The sequence below is a fragment of the uncultured Limosilactobacillus sp. genome (assembly GCF_934202705.1).
Taxonomy (GTDB): domain Bacteria; phylum Bacillota; class Bacilli; order Lactobacillales; family Lactobacillaceae; genus Limosilactobacillus.
In genome coordinates, this window is record NZ_CAKPYE010000004.1 from 24,638 (window position 1) to 43,655 (window position 19,018).

The 19,018-nt window shown below is 41.3% G+C and carries 19 protein-coding genes and 2 tRNA genes; 17 read left to right on the forward strand and 4 right to left on the reverse strand.

Annotated elements, in window-relative coordinates; translation table 11 throughout:
* Positions 1-14 precede the first annotated feature (14 nt).
* From rapZ to whiA, 3 genes are read left to right on the forward strand one after another with little or no spacing between them, the layout of a single operon-like run.
* Entirely contained in the window at positions 15-884 is an 870-nt protein-coding gene (rapZ, locus tag Q0C76_RS03155; RefSeq protein ID WP_295729609.1) for an RNase adapter RapZ, read from the forward strand.
* A gap of 11 nt (positions 885-895) precedes the next feature.
* The gene (gene yvcK, locus Q0C76_RS03160) at positions 896-1,879 is read left to right on the forward strand and encodes a YvcK family protein (protein WP_295729611.1); all 984 of its coding nucleotides are present in this window, start codon (positions 896-898) and stop codon (positions 1,877-1,879) included.
* Positions 1,880-1,893: 14 nt separating this feature from the next.
* The gene (whiA, locus tag Q0C76_RS03165) at positions 1,894-2,826 is read left to right on the forward strand and encodes a DNA-binding protein WhiA (protein ID WP_295729613.1); all 933 of its coding nucleotides are present in this window, start codon (positions 1,894-1,896) and stop codon (positions 2,824-2,826) included.
* Positions 2,827-2,873: 47 nt separating this feature from the next.
* Here whiA and clpP read toward each other — a convergent pair whose 3' ends face one another.
* Positions 2,874-3,467 carry an ATP-dependent Clp endopeptidase proteolytic subunit ClpP gene (gene clpP / locus Q0C76_RS03170; RefSeq protein WP_295729615.1) on the reverse strand — a complete coding sequence of 198 codons (594 nt, stop codon included), beginning with the start codon at positions 3,465-3,467 and terminating at the stop codon, positions 2,874-2,876.
* Positions 3,468-3,980: 513 nt separating this feature from the next.
* Between clpP and Q0C76_RS03175 the strand changes: the two genes are divergently transcribed.
* Positions 3,981-4,112 (forward strand): hypothetical protein, encoded by a 132-nt coding sequence (locus Q0C76_RS03175; protein WP_006916985.1) that lies wholly within the window; start codon positions 3,981-3,983, stop codon positions 4,110-4,112.
* A gap of 245 nt (positions 4,113-4,357) precedes the next feature.
* On the opposite strand, the gene Q0C76_RS03180 is transcribed toward Q0C76_RS03175, so the two are convergent.
* Together Q0C76_RS03180 and Q0C76_RS03185 are read right to left on the reverse strand one after the other, a co-directional pair.
* A tRNA-Leu gene (locus Q0C76_RS03180) sits at positions 4,358-4,441 on the reverse strand.
* A gap of 8 nt (positions 4,442-4,449) precedes the next feature.
* Positions 4,450-4,521: transfer RNA gene (locus Q0C76_RS03185), tRNA-Arg, on the reverse strand.
* A gap of 221 nt (positions 4,522-4,742) precedes the next feature.
* Between Q0C76_RS03185 and gap the strand changes: the two genes are divergently transcribed.
* From gap to smpB, 9 genes are all read left to right on the forward strand, one after another.
* Positions 4,743-5,756 carry a type I glyceraldehyde-3-phosphate dehydrogenase gene (gene gap / locus Q0C76_RS03190; protein ID WP_295729619.1) on the forward strand — a complete coding sequence of 338 codons (1,014 nt, stop codon included), beginning with the start codon at positions 4,743-4,745 and terminating at the stop codon, positions 5,754-5,756.
* Between the two features lie 77 nt (positions 5,757-5,833).
* Positions 5,834-7,042 carry a phosphoglycerate kinase gene (pgk, locus tag Q0C76_RS03195; protein ID WP_295729621.1) on the forward strand — a complete coding sequence of 403 codons (1,209 nt, stop codon included), beginning with the start codon at positions 5,834-5,836 and terminating at the stop codon, positions 7,040-7,042.
* Between the two features lie 83 nt (positions 7,043-7,125).
* Positions 7,126-7,875: a triose-phosphate isomerase gene (gene tpiA, locus Q0C76_RS03200; protein ID WP_295729623.1), complete on the forward strand. Its 750-nt coding sequence runs from the start codon at positions 7,126-7,128 to the stop codon at positions 7,873-7,875.
* Between the two features lie 90 nt (positions 7,876-7,965).
* Positions 7,966-9,288: a phosphopyruvate hydratase gene (gene eno, locus Q0C76_RS03205; protein ID WP_295729625.1), complete on the forward strand. Its 1,323-nt coding sequence runs from the start codon at positions 7,966-7,968 to the stop codon at positions 9,286-9,288.
* Between the two features lie 143 nt (positions 9,289-9,431).
* Entirely contained in the window at positions 9,432-10,820 is a 1,389-nt protein-coding gene (locus tag Q0C76_RS03210) for an amino acid permease (protein WP_295729627.1), read from the forward strand.
* Between the two features lie 46 nt (positions 10,821-10,866).
* Positions 10,867-12,426, forward strand: coding sequence for a ClC family H(+)/Cl(-) exchange transporter (locus tag Q0C76_RS03215; RefSeq protein ID WP_295729630.1), 1,560 nt, complete (start codon positions 10,867-10,869; stop codon positions 12,424-12,426).
* Between the two features lie 53 nt (positions 12,427-12,479).
* A complete protein-coding gene (secG, locus tag Q0C76_RS03220) occupies positions 12,480-12,719 on the forward strand; it encodes a preprotein translocase subunit SecG (protein ID WP_251547395.1) in 240 nt (79 codons plus the stop codon).
* Between the two features lie 83 nt (positions 12,720-12,802).
* Positions 12,803-15,160, forward strand: a complete 2,358-nt coding sequence (rnr, locus tag Q0C76_RS03225) for a ribonuclease R (protein WP_295729636.1) — start codon at positions 12,803-12,805, stop codon at positions 15,158-15,160.
* Positions 15,161-15,175: 15 nt separating this feature from the next.
* Positions 15,176-15,649, forward strand: a complete 474-nt coding sequence (gene smpB, locus Q0C76_RS03230; RefSeq protein ID WP_295729638.1) for an SsrA-binding protein SmpB — start codon at positions 15,176-15,178, stop codon at positions 15,647-15,649.
* A gap of 53 nt (positions 15,650-15,702) precedes the next feature.
* Here the strand turns inward: smpB and Q0C76_RS03235 are convergent, their stop codons facing one another.
* On the reverse strand, positions 15,703-16,248 hold the full coding sequence (locus Q0C76_RS03235) for an LURP-one-related/scramblase family protein (protein WP_295729640.1): 546 nt from the start codon (positions 16,246-16,248) through the stop codon (positions 15,703-15,705).
* Between the two features lie 122 nt (positions 16,249-16,370).
* On the opposite strand from Q0C76_RS03235, the gene Q0C76_RS03240 reads away from it, so the two are divergent.
* Genes Q0C76_RS03240 through Q0C76_RS03255 form a run of 4 tightly spaced genes read left to right on the forward strand, consistent with a single transcriptional unit; the run spans position 16,371 to position 19,003 of the window.
* Complete coding sequence (locus tag Q0C76_RS03240) at positions 16,371-17,066, forward strand: uracil-DNA glycosylase (RefSeq protein ID WP_295729642.1); 696 nt, start codon at positions 16,371-16,373, stop codon at positions 17,064-17,066.
* A gap of 14 nt (positions 17,067-17,080) precedes the next feature.
* A complete protein-coding gene (gene pta, locus Q0C76_RS03245; protein ID WP_295729645.1) occupies positions 17,081-18,046 on the forward strand; it encodes a phosphate acetyltransferase in 966 nt (321 codons plus the stop codon).
* A 1-nt stretch (position 18,047) separates the two neighbouring features.
* Positions 18,048-18,500, forward strand: a complete 453-nt coding sequence (tsaE, locus tag Q0C76_RS03250) for a tRNA (adenosine(37)-N6)-threonylcarbamoyltransferase complex ATPase subunit type 1 TsaE (RefSeq protein WP_295729647.1) — start codon at positions 18,048-18,050, stop codon at positions 18,498-18,500.
* On the forward strand, positions 18,497-19,003 hold the full coding sequence (locus tag Q0C76_RS03255) for a GNAT family N-acetyltransferase (protein WP_295729650.1): 507 nt from the start codon (positions 18,497-18,499) through the stop codon (positions 19,001-19,003). The genes tsaE and Q0C76_RS03255 overlap by 4 nt, the downstream gene beginning before the upstream one ends.
* Positions 19,004-19,018: the final 15 nt, after the last annotated feature.

Sequence of the window (19,018 nt, forward strand, 5' to 3'; positions counted from 1 at the left end):
AAGGAGGCATTTGAATGTCCCAAAAATTGGAAGTTGTCATTATTACGGGAATGAGTGGGGCTGGCAAGACAGTTGCAGTGCAGCTTTTTGAAGATTTACGCTACTTTGTGATTGATAATATGTTGCCCACACTCGCGGAAAAATTTGTTGATGTTATTAAACAATCTGCAGATTTTCCCAAAATGGCAATGGTTATGGATACGCGAGCCAAGGGATTTTATGACCAGGTATTACCAGTGGTTCATCAACTTCGTCAGCGAGACGATATTAATGTTAAGGTCCTATTCTTAGATGCGGGGAATGCTGAACTAGTGGCTCGTTATAAAGAAACTCGTCGTGCTCACCCATTGGCAAAACAAGATGGGGTGTTAGCAGGAATTGAGCGTGAACGAAAATTACTAGGAGAGTTAGCATCGCAGTCTGATGTTAAAATTGACACTACCAATTTAACGCCTCGTAACTTAAAAATTCGCTTAACTGAAGTTTTTAACAATGGACAAGGGATGGACTTTTACGTTGATGTGATGTCATTCGGCTTTAAATATGGACTACCGTTGGATGCCGACATTGTGATGGATGTTCGATTTTTACCCAACCCCTTTTATATTCCAGAGTTAAAACATCTAACTGGGAATGACCAAGCGGTACAAAACTATGTTATGCAAAGTTCAGAAGCACAAAATTTTTATCAACATTTATATTCACTGATTATCACAGCGTTACCGGGCTATATTAAAGAAGGAAAAACAAGTTTGACGATTGCCATCGGTTGTACCGGTGGACAACATCGTTCAGTAACGATTGCAAACAAATTAGCAACAGATTTGCGTAGCCAAAATTATGTTGTTAATTCACATCACCGTGATATCGACAAAGCACATTAAGGAGGTACAGGATGTTTCATAAACCCAAAATTGTGATTATTGGCGGAGGAACAGGCCTCCCTGTGATTCTCCGGGGGTTACGTGACCAAAATGTCGATGTGACAGCGATTGTAACTGTTGCGGATGATGGCGGATCTTCAGGTATTTTACGGAATTATATTAATGTGGTTCCACCTGGCGATATTCGAAATGCGCTGGTGGCCTTATCTGAATTGCCAGAGATTGAAAAGGAAATTTTTCAGTACCGGTTTAATAGCCAGGACAATTTTTTCGCCGGGCATGCATTGGGAAATTTAATTATCTCCGCATTAGCTGAAATGAAAGGGAATATTTTTGATGCGGTTCAAGAATTATCGCAATTAATGCAAATTCATGGGCATATCTTTCCAGTAGCAAATGAACCGCTAACACTGAATGCTGAATTTACTGATGGTAGTAAATTAGCCGGTGAATCTGAAATTACAGCAGCGCATAAACAAATCCAACGAGTTTGGGTAACGGATGCGGAACAACCAGCAGAACCACAAGCAGTCAAACAAGTCATTGATGCAATCATGGATGCAGATCAAATTGTTTTAGGCCCCGGCAGCTTGTTTACGAGTATTTTACCGAATCTCATGATTAGTAATGTTGGCGAGGCAGTGAAGAGGACGAAGGCCGAAGTGGTATATATTTGTAATATCATGACCCAAAAAGGGGAAACAGACCATTTTACGGATGCAGATCATGTTCGCGTGTTGAACCGTCATCTTGGTGAGCAGTTTATTGATACGGTCCTCGTGAATATTCAACCCGTCCCCAAAGACTACATTAACTTTCAAGAGTGGAATGAAATTTCCCAACCAGTAACCCATGATTTTGCCGGATTGCGTGAGCAAGGCTGTCGAGTAATTTCGGCTAATTTCTTGCGTTTACGTGATAACGGAGCATTCCATGATCGCGACAAAGTAGTGAGCGAATTACTGAACCGGCTCCATGACGTTCATGGGGATTAGGAAAGGATGATGAAATGTCATACGCAAGTCAGGTCAAGAAAGAATTAACTGGCTTAACGGTGCATAAGGACAATGCTCAGGCCGAATTGATGGCTCTGATTCGGATGAACGGATCACTTGGGATTGCCAATCAGCAAATGGTATTGAGCGTCCAGACCGAAAGCCCGGCAATTGCCCGCCGGATATACACGCTATTAAAGAATTTTTACAACGTTGAATCTGAAATTGTGGTTCGACGTAAAATGAAATTGAAAAAGAATAATACCTATGTTGTTCGTCTTCGGTACCATGTGAAGAAATTATTGACGGAATTGGGGATTCTGGATGGCTTTCACATTATGGAACGAGTCCCCACCGGTTTGTTAAAAAACGATTTAATGATTCAGTCATATTTGAGGGGCGCTTTTTTAGCGGGGGGTTCGGTGAATAATCCAGAAACTTCTCGTTATCATTTGGAAATTTATTCTTTATATGAAGAACATAATGAAATGATTGCCGAAATGATAAATCATTTTCAGCTAAATGCGCGAATGACGGCTCGGCGAAGCGGTTATATCGTTTATTTGAAAGAGGCAGAAAAGATTGCTGATTTTCTCCAGTTGATTGGTGCCACAAATAGTATGCTTCAATTTGAAAACATTCGAATTGTGCGGGATATGAGAAATTCTGTGAACCGGTTGGTTAATTGTGAAAATGCGAATATGGATAAGGTTGCGAATGCTGCCAATAAGCAAGTGGCTAACATTCAGTTGATTGATGAACATGTCGGTCTAAATAACATTCCGGAGAAATTGCGTGAAATTGCGGTAACGCGGTTAGCACACCCGGAAGTAAGTTTGAAGGAACTGGGGGAGTTGGTTCCAGGAGGACCAATTTCTAAGTCTGGAGTCAACCATCGTTTAAGAAAATTGAATGCTTATGCGGATAAAATTAAAACCGGAAAATAAAAAAACGATGTTGCAAATGCAACACCGTTTTTCTACTTATTTAACAATTAATCTGCTTTAGGCTTGTTTTCCATGATCCCATCAAGCAAACCGTAATCAACTGCTTCTTGAGCAGTTAAGTAATGATCACGTTCAGTGTCCTGGTTAATCTTTTCAATTGGTTGACCAGAATTTTCTGCCAGAATTCCGTTGATCATCTTACGTGTCTTCAAAATTTCTGTGGCGGCAATTTCAATTTCAGTTTGTTGGCCTTGAGCACCACCAGAAGGTTGGTGGATCAATACTTGAGAGTGTGGCAAACCAAACCGCTTGCCCTTAGCACCTGAGGAAACGAGGACGCTGGCCATGGAAGCTGCCATTCCAATTACAATAGTTTGAACGTCAGCTTTAATGAAGTTCATGGTGTCATAGATAGCCATACCTGAAGTAACCACACCGCCAGGTGAATTAATGTATAGATAGATATCTTTGGTTGAGTCTTGCGCGTCTAAAAAAAGAAGTTGCGCAACAATTGAATTTGCCATTTCGTCTTCAATTGGACCGGAAAGCATAATGATCCGATCTTTAAGAAGCCGTGAGTAAATGTCATAAGCACGTTCACCACGTGATGATTGTTCAATCACAGTTGGAACTAGATTCATATTAAGTGGCCTCCTTTTAGCACTTATTAGCGTTAATTGCTAACGTATGATTGTATTTTACCCTATAGGTCAAGAAAGGTCAAATAAAGTTAAAAGAAAAAGGGCTGAATTAACAGTCCTTTCGATATTATTTAAGATTTTCAGCAATTAAATCTAATTCTAGATTTGCGCATTCATTATCTAATTGATCGCGATCCTGATCTGGTTTAATTTCAAAAAGTTTAAGTTGTAATTCTTGTTTGGACATAATGATCCTCCATTTAGTTTTGGTGTTTAAATTGGTTAGCTCTGCTAAACACTCTGATCTTTTAACAGTTTACATACTATCTTAAATTGGTATAGTTTTCAAGAAGTTTATCATTACAGTTTTGATAAACGTTTTCAACTAATGGTCTAAATAAAAAAGGATAAATAATTGGTCGTTCCGAGAGGAAAGGTTGCGCTTTGCGACACATTTGGTTATAATCGGAATGTTGATTATTAACGATAATATATTAAAGGAGGCATATTGACATGCGTAAAGCACATCCACATGGCGTACAAGGCCGTCGTCCCGTTGCTCCTAAGTACAAGCGGGCATTAAAGGAAAAGAAAATTGAAGAAATTCGTAAGTGGGCCAAAGAGAAGCCAGCTGACGAAAAGTAATCTAATTAATAGAAAAGCAAGGATCATTGGATCCTTGCTTTTTTATTGCCGGTGGTTTTAATTGAGTGCTGACGAAACGGAAGTTTCCAAGCGAAAATAAAACCACTTTCAAAAATGGAAGTGGTTGGAGTGTTGGTTAGAAGCAGTTTGGTCGCAGAATTGAAAAATAATGGTGTTTTGGCCAAAAAAAATGCCTTAATAACAACGATTAAGACACTTTAGAACTTGGTAAAATAGTACCAGAATGCCCAAGGCAGGATTCGAACCTGTACATGGAAACCCATACAACGACCTGAACGTTGCGCGTCTGCCAATTCCGCCACTTGGGCAAGTTAAATGCGCCCCCAGGGAGTCGAACCCTGATCTCGAGAACCGGAATCTCACGTGCGATCCATTACACTAAGGGCGCTTAACAACAAATAATATCTTATCGAATTAAGGATCAAAATGCAATAGTTTTTTCAAATTTAGTGATGAGATTAGCAGTGTGATGGACATTCTGCTAATAATCGGTTATCATAAAGAACGTTGAAAGTGTTCGTTAATTTTTGAACTGTACAATCTAATTTTCAGTGTTAAAATAATAACGTACATTTAATTATATGTTTTCCTAAAGGAGGAATTTGCAGTATGACTGTAAAGATTGGTATTAATGGTTTTGGCCGTATCGGTCGGTTGGCATTCCGTCGGATTCACGAATTGGGTGCTAAGGATATTGAAGTTGTAGCCATCAATGATTTGACTACTCCTGCAATGCTTGCATACCTTTTGAAGTATGACTCAACTCATGGTAAGTTCCCTGGTGAAGTTTCCGCTACCGACACAGGAATTGTTGTTGACGGTAAGGAATACCCAGTTTACGCTGAACGTGATGCACGGAACATTCCTTGGGTTAAGAATGATGGTGTGGACTTTGTACTTGAATGTACTGGTTTCTACACTTCTGCTGAAAAGTCACAAGCACACTTGGATGCTGGTGCTAAGCGTGTTCTGATTTCAGCCCCTGCTGGTAATATTCCAACCGTTGTTCCTGGTGTTAACCTTGATACCCTGAAGAAGGATGACAAGATCGTTTCTGCTGGTTCATGTACTACTTCATGTCTTGCACCAATGGCTTACTTCCTTAACAAGGACTTTGGTATCAAAGTTGGTACTATGACTACGATTCACGCATTTACTTCAACTCAAGCGATCCTTGATGGCCCTCGTGGCAAGAAGATGCGTAACAACCGTACTGCAAGTGTTAACACGATTCCTCACTCATCTGGTGCTGCTAAGGCCATTGGTCTTGTTATTCCAGAATTGAATGGTAAGCTTTCAGGACACGCACAACGTGTTGGTGTTGTTGACGGTTCATTAACTGAACTTGTTTCCATTCTTAACAAGAAGGTTACTGTTGACCAAGTTAACGACGCAATGAAGAAGGCCACTGATGGTAATGATGCCTTTGGATACACTGAAGATCCGATTGTATCAACTGACATCATCGGATCAACTTATGGTTCAGTATTTGACCCATCACAAACCGAAATCATGGAAGGTGACGATGGTTCACAATTAGTTAAGACTGTTGCTTGGTACGACAACGAATACGGCTTCACTTCAAACATGATCCGTACTTTGCTTCACTTTGCTACTCTGTAAGCAAGGGATAATTACTAATTAAAAGGTGGGAGGAGGAAACTTCGCCCACCTTTTTAACAGAAAGAGGAGAATTAATTATGGCTAAAATGACTGTTGAAGACTTGCCTTTGGAAGGTAAGAAGGTATTAATGCGAGTTGATTTTAATGTGCCAATTAAAGATGGGGTTGTTGGTGACGATAATCGAATCGTGGCAGCATTACCAACCATTAAATATGTAATCGACCACAATGGAAAGGCAATTTTGTTCTCACATTTAGGACGGATTAAGAAGGAAGAAGACAAACCTGGTCTTTCTATGCGTCCGGTAGCAGAACGACTTTCTAACTTGCTCAACAAGCCAGTAACCTTTGTACCAGTTACTGAAGGAAAGCAACTCGAAGATGCCATTGACAAGATGAATGATGGCGACGTTTTAATGGTGCAAAACACTCGTTACGAAGATGTTAAGGATGGCGAAAATGTTAAGCGTGAGTCTGGTAATGACCCTGAATTAGGTAAGTACTGGGCTTCACTTGGTGACGTCTATGTTAACGATGCCTTTGGAACTGCTCACCGTCAACACGCTTCTAACGTTGGAATTGCGCAAAATATTGGTGACGGCAAGTCTGGTGTTGGTTTCTTGATGGAAAAGGAAATCAAGTTCTTAGGAAATGCAGTTGATAACCCGGTTCGTCCTTTTGTTGCTATTCTTGGTGGGGCCAAGGTTTCTGACAAGATTGGCGTAATTGATCACCTGCTGAGTAAGGCTGATAAGATTATTATTGGTGGAGGAATGGCTTATACTTTCTTTGCTGCCAAGGGTATTAAGATTGGTAACTCACTGGTTGAAAAGGATAAGATTGATGTTGCAAAGGACATCATGGCTAAGGCTGGAGACAAATTGGTATTGCCAGTTGATAGTGTGATTGCTGATGCATTCAAGAACGATGCTAATACTAAGGTTGTTGATGGCGATATTCCTGATGGCTGGATGGGATTAGATATCGGTCCAAAGTCAATTGAAGAGTTCGAAAATGTCCTTAAGGATGCTAAGACGGTCGTTTGGAATGGTCCAATGGGTGTCTTTGAAATGTCAAACTTTGCTAAGGGAACGTTAGCAATTGGTAAATTCCTTGGTAACCTGAGTGATGCAACAACGATTGTTGGTGGTGGAGACTCTACTGCTGCTGCTAAACAACTAGGGATTGCTGAAAAGTTGAGCCACATTTCTACTGGTGGTGGGGCTTCTCTGACTTACCTTGAAGGAAAAGTATTACCAGGAATTGCTGCAATTGCTGATAAGTAAATATTGATAATGAACGGAGGCTAAGGTTAACGAAGGGTAACTTTTACCTCCGTTTGTCGTTAAAAGAAATGGGGGAGCGATTAATGAGATCGCCAATTGTTGCCGGAAATTGGAAGATGAACAAGACAGTGGAAGAAGCGGTTGACTTTGTTAATCAAATTAAAGATCATTTGCCAGATCCTGCCGTTCAAGAAAACGTTCTAGCTGCACCAACAATTGCGCTAGTACCGATGGTGAAAGCTGCAACCGGGACATCATTAAAAATTGCTGCCGAAAATTGTTATTACAAAGATGCTGGGGCATTTACTGGCGAAACTAGTCCGACGACACTCTATAGTGCTGGTATTCATCATGTGATTCTTGGTCACTCCGAGCGTCGGCAACTATTCAATGAAACTGATCATCAGGTTAATCTTAAAGTACATGCGGCTTTAGATGCGGGACTTTGCCCCATTGTTTGTTGTGATGAAACAATGGGCCGACGAGTAGCAGGGAAGAAGGTTCATTGGGTGGTTAGTCGGATTTTAGCTGATCTGAAAGACCTGAAGCCAGATAATGTTACTAAAGTCACGGTTGCGTATGAGCCGAGTTGGGCCATTGGTACTGGCGAGAGTATGGACCCAGACCAGGCAGAAGAAGGGTGCTATTTAATTCGTCAAACCATTGCAGATATGTATGGTGATGAAATTGCAAATGACGTTCGGATACTATACGGTGGTAGCGTGAATACTAATAACATCAATCAATTAATGGCAAGCCAAGACATCGATGGCGTTTTAGCAGGAGGAGCCAGTCTTGATGCGCAAACCTTTCTTAAGTTAGTGAATCACTAATTATTTAGACTTGTTTTAAGGTTCACAAAATAATACAATGGAAAACGTAAGCATAGAGCTTTCCAATTTATTCTGGAGGAGAGAAATATAATGTCACTTATTACAGATATTTATGCTCGTGAAGTCCTTGACTCACGTGGTAACCCAACCGTTGAAGCTGAAGTTTACACTGAAGCTGGTGGTGTTGGTCGTGGAATCGTACCATCAGGTGCATCTACTGGTGAACACGAAGCTGTTGAACTTCGTGACGGTGATAAGAACCGTTTTGGCGGCAAGGGTGTTTTAAAAGCCGTTGCTAATGTTAACAACGTGATTGCTAAGGAAATTGTTGGGATGGAAGTTACTGATCAAATTGCAATTGATAAGGCAATGATCAAGTTAGATGGTACCCCAAACAAGGGTAAGTTAGGTGCTAATGCGATTCTATCAGTTTCACTTGCTGCTGCTCGGGCTGCTGCTGATGAACTACAAGTTCCTCTTTACAATTATCTTGGTGGTTTTAACGCTCATGTAATGCCAACTCCAATGATGAACGTTATTAATGGTGGTGCACACTCTGACAACAAGGTTGATTTCCAAGAATTCATGATTATGCCGGTTGGTGCGCCAACAGTTCGTGAAGCCATTCGGATGGGTTCCGAAACTTTCCATGCTTTGAAGAAGGAATTGGAAGCTGCTGGTAAAGTTACATCTGTTGGTGATGAAGGTGGATTTGCACCTGACTTTGCCAATAATGAAGAACCATTTGAATTCTTGATCAAGGCAATCAAGGACGCTGGTTACAAGCCAGGTAAGGACGTTGCCATTGCCTTTGACGTAGCCGCTTCAGAATTATGGAATGATGATGACAAGAAGTACAAGCTTCGTTGGTCTACTGGTGAAGAATTTACGACGGAAGAATGGATTGACTACCTGTCAGGGATTATTGCTAAATACCCAGTGGTATCTGTTGAAGACCCAATTGATGAAAACAACTGGGATGACTGGGTAACGATTACCAACAAGCTTGGCAAGAAGGTTCAATTAGTTGGTGATGACTTCTTCGTTACGAACACTGACTACTTAGCTAAGGGTATCAAGATGGGGGCTGCTAACTCAATCTTGATTAAGCTTAACCAAATTGGAACTTTGACTGAAACTGTTGAAGCAATCGAAATGGCTAAAGAAGCTGGTTACACGGCAATCGTATCCCACCGTTCAGGTGAAACTGAAGATACAACGATTGCTGACTTGGTTGTCGCTACAAATGCCGGCCAAATTAAGACTGGTTCTATGAGCCGGACTGACCGTCTTGCTAAGTACAACCAATTAATGCGGATTGAAGATAACCTTGGCGATGTTGCTAAGTACAAGGGAATTCGTTCCTTCTATAACTTAAGTGAACAAGCCAAGTTAGATATCGAAAATCGTTAATATAGGTTTACTAACCGTTGAAGAGACTGAACATTAATGTTCAGTCTCTTTTTTATGAAATTAATCTAAGAAGTTCTCATTGATTTTTTATTTAAGCTTCTTTATAATAACTCCAGAAATTATTTAAAGGAGTGAATGAGTCAATGGCAAAAAAAGATGCTCCAGAATTGTCAAGGACAATGACTGCTGGACAAATGGAGATGATCTCGCTTGGAGGGGCAATTGGTGTTGGCCTGTTTATGGGGTCAACATCGACCATTAAATGGACTGGTCCATCTGTGTTATTGGCATACGCTTTTGTTGGGTTGATTTTATATGTTGTAATGCGGGCACTAGGGGAAATGATTTACATTAATCCGGGAACTGGATCGTTTGCTGATTATGCAACGGAATATGTGCACCCTTTGGCCGGCTACCTTGCCAAATGGGCAAATGTTTTTGAATATATCGTAGTTGGTATGTCTGAAGTGGTGGCAGCTACTGAATACCTGAAGTACTGGTGGCCTCATTTGCATACCTGGTTTGCGGGGATCGTTATTATAATTTTCTTGGTTTTGGCTAATTTAGCCAGCGCTAAAGCATATGGGTCGCTAGAGTTTTGGTTTGCCATGATTAAAGTGGTGACGATTATCATGATGATTTTGCTCGGTTTTATGGTAATCTTCTTTGGTTTTGGTAACGGTGGCCACCCAACTGGGTTCTCTAATTTATGGGCCCACGGGGGATTCTTTACTGGTGGAGTAAAGGGCTTTTTCTTTTCAATGTCCATTATCGTTGGTTCTTATGAGGGAATTGAACTACTTGGGATTTCGGCTGGTGAAGTAGCGGACCCACAAAAGGCCATCGTTAAATCTGTGAAGTCAGTTCTATTACGAATTTTGATTTTTTATGTTGGTGCAATTTTTGTGATTGTAACGATTTATCCATGGAACAAACTTAGTGCTGTTGGTTCGCCATTTGTTTCTACTTTTGCAAAAGTTGGGATTACTGCAGCAGCGTCAATTATTAACTTTGTGGTTTTGACCGCTGCTTTGTCTGGTGCTAATTCTGGTATTTATAGTTCTAGTCGAATGCTGTTTAAATTGGCCCATGAAGGGGATGCGCCTAAAATATTTGGTCGGTTATCAAAACGAATTGTTCCTGATGCTGCGATCTTGGGTATTTCAGGAGGAATTCTGATTGGATTTATTTTGAATATGGTGGCGACAATGTTTAGCAAGTCGACGTCTGACCTTTTCGTGGTAGTCTTCAGTTCCTCAGTACTCCCAGGCATGGTACCGTGGTTTGTAATTCTCTTAGCAGAACTTAAATTTCGTCATAACAATCCGGACCTGATGAAAGATCACCCATTTACCCTTCCGTTATATCCGTTTTCTAATTACTTTGCATTTTTGATGTTATTGGTAATTGTGATCTTTATGTTTATTAATCCAGATACACGGATTTCTGTAATTGTCGGAGCCGCGGTTTTGATTGTGGCAACGGTTGTTTACCTGGTTCGTCATAAAGAAGCTCAGTCAGCAAGGAACTAGTGAATGTGGTACACTCTAAAAGAATGAAAAATTTGGAGTGGCAATCTTGAGTAAACTATATTTTGGAAAGTTAAATTTTAGTAATCTTCGTCAAATTGGACGGGCAATTGTCATTGGAGTGTTGACTGGATTAGTTGTGAGCGTGTTTCGCTCGGCAATCCAACACGGACTATCATTGGTAATTGCCTGTTTTAATTTATTCCATCATCAGCCGATTTGGCTGATCCCGTGGGTACTTGGCTCAATTATCATTGCTTTGTTATTGGGACGAATGGCCCAAAATAATCCAAACATTAAGGGATCTGGAATTCCTCAAGTTGAGGGACAACTAACTGGTCAGTTTGACGAGCAATGGTGGCCAGTCCTGTGGCGAAAATTTGTTGGTGGAATTCTGGGCATTGGTTCTGGCCTCTTTTTGGGTCGGGAAGGTCCGTCAATCCAACTGGGTGCTACAATTGGTCAAGGCATTGCTGAACATAATCAGGTTACTAAAATTGAGCGTCGTGTCGGAATTGCTTCCGGAGCTGCAGCAGGTTTATCGGCAGCTTTTAACGCGCCAATTGCCAGTTCCATGTTTATTTTAGAAGAAGTGTATCATAACTTTTCACCCTTAGTGTGGTTATCAGTTTTTATCAGTGCAGTAGTTTCAAATGGGGTTTCGATGACCTTTTTTGGCTTACGTCCTGATCTAGACTTGCCTCATGAGGGGTTATTTCCCGCTAATCAATATATTCACTTAATCGTCCTTGGGCTGATTTTAGGAATTCTAGGACGGGTTTACCAGTATGTCATTTTGCATTTGGGCGTTTGGAGTCGACGACTGACTTGGTTAAAACCAAGCTGGTATCCAGTGATTCCTTTTTTGCTTGTAATTCCGATTGCTTGGTATTGGCCAGTGACACTGGGCGGTGGAAACAGTCTAATTGTTTCTTTACCCAAATTACCGCTTTCCATTCCGTTATTATTTGGGTTCTTACTGTTGCGCTTTGTTTTTTCAATGATTAGTTATGGTTCAGAAATTCCTGGGGGGATTTTTCTGCCAATCCTAACTTTAGGAGCAGTGATTGGTGCTTGCTACTGTGCTACTTTGGTATCGTTTGGTTTAGTTCCTAAACAGTATCTTGGCAACTATGCTATTTATGCAATGGCTGGCTATTTTGCTTGCATCTCGAAAGCCCCCTTTACAGCCATTCTGCTAATCACTGAAATGGTTGGTTCCATGACTCACTTAATGCCACTGGCGGTAGTTGCAGTTACAGCATATGTTATCAATGATATTTTGGGTGGCCTTCCCGTATACATGGCGATGTTTAATAATTTTATTCACCGGAGTCCACGCAAAGAGTTGTCTGGAATGACTCAAATGACAGTTTCCATTTTTGCCGGGGCACAGTTAGACGGAATCTTAATTAAGAACTTTGCCTGGCCAAAAGGGAGTTTAGTATTAGCAATTTATCGGGGTGAAGAAGAATTGGTTCCCCGTGGAAATACACAACTGCAAGTTGGTGATACCTTGGTGATTCAGCTAACCGGTCATGATCATTTAGAAAATCAGCAAGTGATTAATCAGGCAGCCCATCACGAGGAGAAACCTGGTCAAGAATAAGAAAGTATGTTATCATTTAATGGTTATAGTGTGGGAAATTAGGAGGAAGAACCTTGCAAAATATGTTAATGACCCTCTTCTTAATTGACTGCGTCGTTTTGATCGCATGTGTTATGATGCAGCCAGCAAAGAATGATAATGATGCCATGTCAGCCTTAACCGGTGGTGCTGGCGATCTATTTTCACGTCGAAAAGCACGTGGCTTTGAAGCCGTCATGCAAATTGTTACCACAATTGTCGGTGCCCTTTTCTTTATTTTGGCATTGGCGTTGGTTTATGTTTCGGCGCACTAAAGAAATACACAGGAGAGGCTGAGAAATAACGGCAGTTGTTTCGCAGCCTTTTGTTTTATTTAACTTCATTGGAAAGGAATAACATGACTGAATTAAAAGCAAGAATATTAGAAGATTTACAAGCAAATCCAACGATCAGTCTGTCTGCAGAAAAAATTGCTCGCAAATTGGGGATGACTTCTGCGGAAGACTTTACACCGATTGTTCAAGCCCTTGCCCAGCTGGAACGAGAAAAAAAAGTCCAAGTAACTGATCAGGGAGAGTTTAAAATGGTTCCCCAACAACAACTAGTTACTGGAATTTTCCATGGTAACAGTAAAGGCTTTGGCTTTGTTGCCTATGACGAAACGCTACCGGATATTTATATTAATCCTGATCATACGATGTATGCGTTATCCGGAGATGAAGTTCAGGTAAAAATTTTGCGTGCTGGTGATCCCGGATCGGGACAAGGACCAGAAGGTTCCGTTGAAGGGATTATTGATCATCATTATGACCACGTGGTTGGTGAATTCAAGAATTTAACGATGGGTAATTACATCGGTGAAATTATTCTGAAAGACAAAAAGATTAGCCATCTGAAATTTTATGTTTCTGATCAAGGCCTCCATCCGCAAGATGGCGAGATCGTAACTGCTACAATTAGTGAATATCCAAATGAAGATGCACCAGCAGTAATGACAGGAGCTGTTACTGAGGTTGTTGGTGATAAGAATGAACCTGGAATTGATATTTTATCTGTTGTCTATGCGCATGATGTTCCTCACGACTTTCCTAAGGAAGCGATGGATCAGGCTAACCAAATTCCATTGAAAGTTCTACCAGAAGAAAAGCAGGGACGGCGAGACATTACAAAGCAACCACTAGTGACGATTGACAGTATCGAATCTAAAGATTTAGATGACGCGGTTGTTGCTTGGAAAATGGACAATGGACACTATCATCTAGGTGTTCATATTGCTGACGTGAGTCACTATGTTCAGCCCGGAACGCCATTAGACGAAGAAGCTTTCAAACGGGGAACTTCAGTGTACTTAACAGATCGGGTAATTCCAATGCTGCCACGGCGATTATCAAACGGAATTTGCTCTTTAAACCCGAATGAGGAACGGCTGGCAATGTCTTGTGAGATGGAAATTGACGAGCAAGGAAACATTCTGAAGCATGAGATTTTTCCGAGTGTGATTAAGTCACATGCGCGGATGACTTATAAAGCAGTCAATAAAATTCTCGAAGCAGATGATGAAAAAACGAAGGCTCAGTATCAAGAGTTAGTCCCGATGTTTAAGACGATGGCAGAATTACATAAAATCTTATTCAAACACCGTCACCGACGAGGGGCCATTGATTTTGAGGCACCAGAGGCTAAGATCATTGTTGATGAGATTGGACATCCAATTGATATCCAGCTTCGTGAACGCGGGTTGTCAGAACGAATGATCGAATCCTTTATGCTAGCAGCAAACGAAACTGTTGCCGAACATTTTGATCACCTGCATGTACCATTTCTTTACCGAATTCATGAAAAACCCGATGCTGATCGCATCAAAGATTTCGCAGACTTTTTGAGCGTTCTTGGCATTGAAATGAAGGGTGACCTCAATAATGTTAAGCCAAAGATGCTCCAACGAGTGTTAAAGCAAGTTGCTGGTACTCCAGAAGAGGAAATGGTTCAAGTTATGATGTTGCGGAGCATGCAACAGGCCAAATACTCCGCTGATGAACTAGGGCACTTTGGTTTAGGAGCAGAATATTACACTCACTTTACTTCACCAATTCGCCGTTATCCAGACACAACGGTTCATCGTTTAATTAAATGGTACCGTGAACATGGTACTGGTGAAACTGCAAAGGCTAAGTATCGAGACCGGTTACCGGAAATTGCTGAACATACTTCGATTACTGAACGTCGTGGGATTGATACCGAACGTGATGTTGACAGTATGAAAAAAGCTGAGTATATGGAAGATCATGTTGGAGAAACATTTGAAGCCGTGGTTAGTTCCGTAATGAAGTTTGGCTTATTTGTGGAACTTCCGAACACTGTTGAAGGGTTAATTCATATTAGTGCGATGAACGATGACTATTATGAATATGTTGAGAAGCAGATGGCTTTGGTCGGACGAAGTAATCACCACATTTTCCGGATTGGTCAACCGGTGAAAGTTAAATTACTGCGGGTAGATAAAGACCAACGAGAAGTGGATTTTGAGCTAGTTAATCCGGAAGAAGCTCCAGTTACCAAGCTGCGGGTTGGTCGTGATAATGGCCGTCGTGGTCATAGACGAGGCCATAATGGTAATCATCGGCAAAATAATGATCAACGTCGGAGTCATCATGGTAATCGCGATAATGGACATCGTAATCATCGGCAGATTAATCGTGGACAGACACGTCATGGTGGCGATCGACCGCAACATGAGCGTAACCGACGGCACTAAAAGCGGGGTGATTGGATGGCAGGTAAACGACGTCAGACGCCAAATAACAATTTGGTAGCCCAAAATAAAAAAGCCCGTCATGACTATGCAGTTATGGCGACCTATGAAGCAGGGATAGTATTAACTGGGACAGAAATTAAATCCGTCCGAGCACGGCGGATCAACTTAAAAGATGGTTATGCGCAGTTTCATAATGGTGAATTATGGTTAATGAATGTTCATATTAGTGAATATAGTAACGGCACGATCTTTAACCATGACCCATTAAGAAATCGTAAACTACTTTTGCATAAGAAAGAACTCAAGAAATTAGCCGGTGAAATGAGTGTGAAGGGGGTCACCTTGATCCCACTGAAAGTTTATTTAAAACATGGTTTTGCAAAGGTTTTACTGGGGCTTGCTAAAGGGAAACATGAATATGATAAACGAAATGACATCAAGAAGCGGGAACAAGAACGTCAAATTGAACGGGTAATGAAACATTACTAGTATTTAATCGGACGAGCAATAAGTTTTAACTCATATTGCTCGTCCGATTTTGTCTATTTTGTTTTGTAGCAGCCAAGCTGGGGAAGTGAATTACGATTCCAGTGCCATAAACGGGCCCGACGTTGAAGGCTAGAAGGAGTACGCTTGTTAGCCCAGTGGTCTAAAACGCAGGCAATGAGAATTGCAATTGGTTCATCAGATTGCTGATTAATTGTTAATCGACAATAGAGATGGGATTGTTCAGGTTCCATTGTAAACACTAAATGATTATTGCGAAAGATTCGATAACGATTTGTAAATGCGTTACCGACAATAACCCAATTAAGACCGTGAATATAGATAAACTCACGAACAAAGCCGAAGGATTTACCGATTGTCCCCATTCGTTGCCGATTCTGATAAATTGCAAATTTAGGCATTAAACCAAGTGACAGTTGTTTTAATTCAGCTAATAGTTGTCCCTGCATCGTATAAAGAGAAAGCGCATCGTTGCGAATTCCCCATTTACCGGTTAAGAGGTAGCAAGCCTGATCAAAATTATCATGAATAATGGTTGCTGAATGATCATTTGACCGGTTTTTCAGGTACAATGTCCGCATTCAATTCACCGCTTTTCTCTTAGTTTTTCAATTTTATTTTACCAGTTGTATAATCAGTTGAACAGTTTTCTAAAGAGAGTTTAAAGACGGAGTATGGTAAAATATTGACGAGGTGGACAGCATTGAAACAAATTATTCATAATGATTGGTGGCCCATTTTAAAACCACAATTTGAAGCTGATTACTACCAACAGTTACGAAAGTTTTTACTTCAGGAATATCGTCAGCACACAGTCTATCCTGAGATGCATCATATTTTTGAGGCTTTTGAGTGGACACCATTTAGTAAGGTTAAAGTTGTTATTTTGGGTCAAGATCCGTACCATGGGCCTCACCAGGCGCATGGTTGCAGTTTTTCTGTCTTGCCAGGGGTCAAAATCCCGCCATCGTTACAAAATATTTATAAGGAATTACAAAATGATCTCGGTTATCCGCCGGTTAACCATGGCTATTTAAAAAAGTGGGCTGATCAAGGGGTGCTCCTTTTGAATTCAGTTTTAACCGTTCGCGATGGGCAGGCATTTTCGCATCGAGGACATGGTTGGGAAAAACTCACTGATGCCGCAATCCAGGCGCTTTCCAATCGTCCCGAGCCAGTGATTTTTATCTTATGGGGGCGGGCTGCTCAGGCAAAAAAGGCGTTGATCAATACCGAAACAAATATTGTCTTAGAATCGGCGCACCCTAGTCCGTTTTCTGCGAATCGCGGTTTCTTTGGTTCGCGACCGTTTTCCAGGACTAATGAGGCGTTAAAAGCGATGGGCGAAACCCCAATTGATTGGCAACTACCTGCGCATGTTGATATTCAATCTCACTAAGGAGGGAAATACAAATGGATATTTTTGAACAACTAGCAAGTGATTTAAAGGGCAAGAATCGGACAATCGTCTTTCCAGAAGGGGACGATGAACGGATTATGGGAGCAGCAGTGCGACTCCATAATGACGGCATTCTCCAACCAATTTTACTAGGCAATGCCCAGAAGTTAGCACAAGTTGCTGAAAACCACGGCTGGAATTTAGCGGGAATCCAAACAATTGACCCGATGACTTATGATAAGCAGGAAATGCATGATGCACTTTTAGCGCGACGCAAAGGTAAGAACACTTCAGAACAAGTTGATCAGATGCTACAAGATGTGAGTTACTTTGCGACGATGCTGGTTTACATGGGAAAGGTAGACGGCATGGTTTCTGGTGCTGTCCACGCGACTGGTGATACAGTGCGGCCAGCCTTACAAATTATTAAGACGAAGCCCGGAACGAAACGAATTAGTGGTGCGTTTATTATGCAAAAGGGGTCCGAACGATATGTGTTTGCTGACTGTGCAATTAACATTGAATTAGATGCATCAACGATGGCAGAAGTTGCCATCGAGAGTGCGCATACCGCAAAGTTATTTGGCTTAGATCCAAAAGTTGCGATGCTGAGTTTCTCCACGAAGGGGTCGGCAAAAGGGGATATGGTAACGAAAGTCGCCGATGCAACCCGCCTTGTTCATGAACAAGCCCCAGAACTGGTCGTAGATGGTGAATTACAATTTGATGCAGCTTTTGTTCCATCCGTTGGTGAATTGAAAGCTCCTGAGTCTAATGTGGCTGGACAAGCGAATGTGTTTGTTTTCCCAAGCTTGGAAGCTGGTAACATTGGTTACAAGATTGCTCAACGTTTTGGCGGCTTCGAAGCAGTTGGTCCCATTCTTCAAGGATTGAATGCTCCCGTGGCGGATCTTTCCCGTGGAACGAATGAAGATGAAGTATACAAAGTTGCCGTAATTACAGCAGCCCAGGTTGATTAATATGAAAAAGTTTACATTAAATAATCGTCAAGAAACCATTAGCTTGGGTCAACGACTGGCACCAATGCTACAAGCGGGTGATGTCATTGTTTTGAATGGTGATCTTGGTGCTGGCAAAACGACTTTTACAAAAGGAATTGCTAAGGGACTGGGAATTAGTGAAATCATTAAGAGTCCAACATTTACCATCATTCGTGAATACCTTGATGGTCGGTTGCCACTGTACCATATGGATGCCTATCGTCTAGAAGAAGGTGGCGCTGAGGATCTCGGCCTTGATGAATATTTTGATGGTGATGGGGTGAGTGTTGTTGAGTGGGCGCAATTTGCTGAAGATGAGCTGCCAGATAACTTCTTGGCAGTTACTTTTCGTCGGACAGATGACGAAAATAGCCGAATTTTAACGTTTGATCCTCGTGGTGATCATTTTAAAACAATGGTGGCATCCCTATGAGTGGTCAAAATGAGATTACGCTAAAGGTAGCAGAGCCGAGGGACGCTCAAGGCACTTTAAAACTATTACAACAGATTAATCAAGAAACGAACGTAGTTATGATTGACCACTTGGGATCATTAACGATTGCAGATGAGCAGGATTATTTGCATGAAATTAATTTACGGAGTGATTGTTTGGTTTTGCTGGCCGTTCAAAATGAACGACCAGTTGGAATTGTGACGGTCACTAAAATTGATGAAGAAGCAAATGCTGGTGAATTGGGAATTGCAGTTTTAAAACAGTTATGGTCGCAAGGAATTGGTACAATGTTGGTTAATGAGGCTACCTACTGGTTTAAAAACTATAGTTCTTTAGACCACCTTGTACTGGATGTGTTTAAAAATAATCAGCGGGCACTAACTTTATACCGTAAAACTGGGTTTGTTCAAACCAGTACAGCTTCGCGCGAAGATAGTTGTGGTAAACAACAGTCTGTGATTTTAATGGAATATCAAAATTAAAAAATCCAGCCAACG

Excerpts from the sequence above, each read along its gene's own strand:
- rapZ (WP_295729609.1), top strand. The coding sequence starts at position 15 with ATGTCCCAAAAATTGGAAGTTGTCATTATTACGGGAATGAGTGGGGCT.
- yvcK (WP_295729611.1), top strand. The coding sequence starts at position 896 with ATGTTTCATAAACCCAAAATTGTGATTATTGGCGGAGGAACAGGCCTC.
- whiA (WP_295729613.1), top strand. The coding sequence starts at position 1,894 with ATGTCATACGCAAGTCAGGTCAAGAAAGAATTAACTGGCTTAACGGTG.
- clpP (WP_295729615.1), bottom strand. The coding sequence starts at position 3,467 with ATGAATCTAGTTCCAACTGTGATTGAACAATCATCACGTGGTGAACGT.
- Q0C76_RS03175 (WP_006916985.1), top strand. The coding sequence starts at position 3,981 with ATGCGTAAAGCACATCCACATGGCGTACAAGGCCGTCGTCCCGTTGCT.
- gap (WP_295729619.1), top strand. The coding sequence starts at position 4,743 with ATGACTGTAAAGATTGGTATTAATGGTTTTGGCCGTATCGGTCGGTTG.
- pgk (WP_295729621.1), top strand. The coding sequence starts at position 5,834 with ATGGCTAAAATGACTGTTGAAGACTTGCCTTTGGAAGGTAAGAAGGTA.
- tpiA (WP_295729623.1), top strand. The coding sequence starts at position 7,126 with ATGAGATCGCCAATTGTTGCCGGAAATTGGAAGATGAACAAGACAGTG.
- eno (WP_295729625.1), top strand. The coding sequence starts at position 7,966 with ATGTCACTTATTACAGATATTTATGCTCGTGAAGTCCTTGACTCACGT.
- Q0C76_RS03210 (WP_295729627.1), top strand. The coding sequence starts at position 9,432 with ATGGCAAAAAAAGATGCTCCAGAATTGTCAAGGACAATGACTGCTGGA.
- rnr (WP_295729636.1), top strand. The coding sequence starts at position 12,803 with ATGACTGAATTAAAAGCAAGAATATTAGAAGATTTACAAGCAAATCCA.
- smpB (WP_295729638.1), top strand. The coding sequence starts at position 15,176 with ATGGCAGGTAAACGACGTCAGACGCCAAATAACAATTTGGTAGCCCAA.
- Q0C76_RS03235 (WP_295729640.1), bottom strand. The coding sequence starts at position 16,248 with ATGCGGACATTGTACCTGAAAAACCGGTCAAATGATCATTCAGCAACC.
- pta (WP_295729645.1), top strand. The coding sequence starts at position 17,081 with ATGGATATTTTTGAACAACTAGCAAGTGATTTAAAGGGCAAGAATCGG.
- tsaE (WP_295729647.1), top strand. The coding sequence starts at position 18,048 with ATGAAAAAGTTTACATTAAATAATCGTCAAGAAACCATTAGCTTGGGT.
- Q0C76_RS03255 (WP_295729650.1), top strand. The coding sequence starts at position 18,497 with ATGAGTGGTCAAAATGAGATTACGCTAAAGGTAGCAGAGCCGAGGGAC.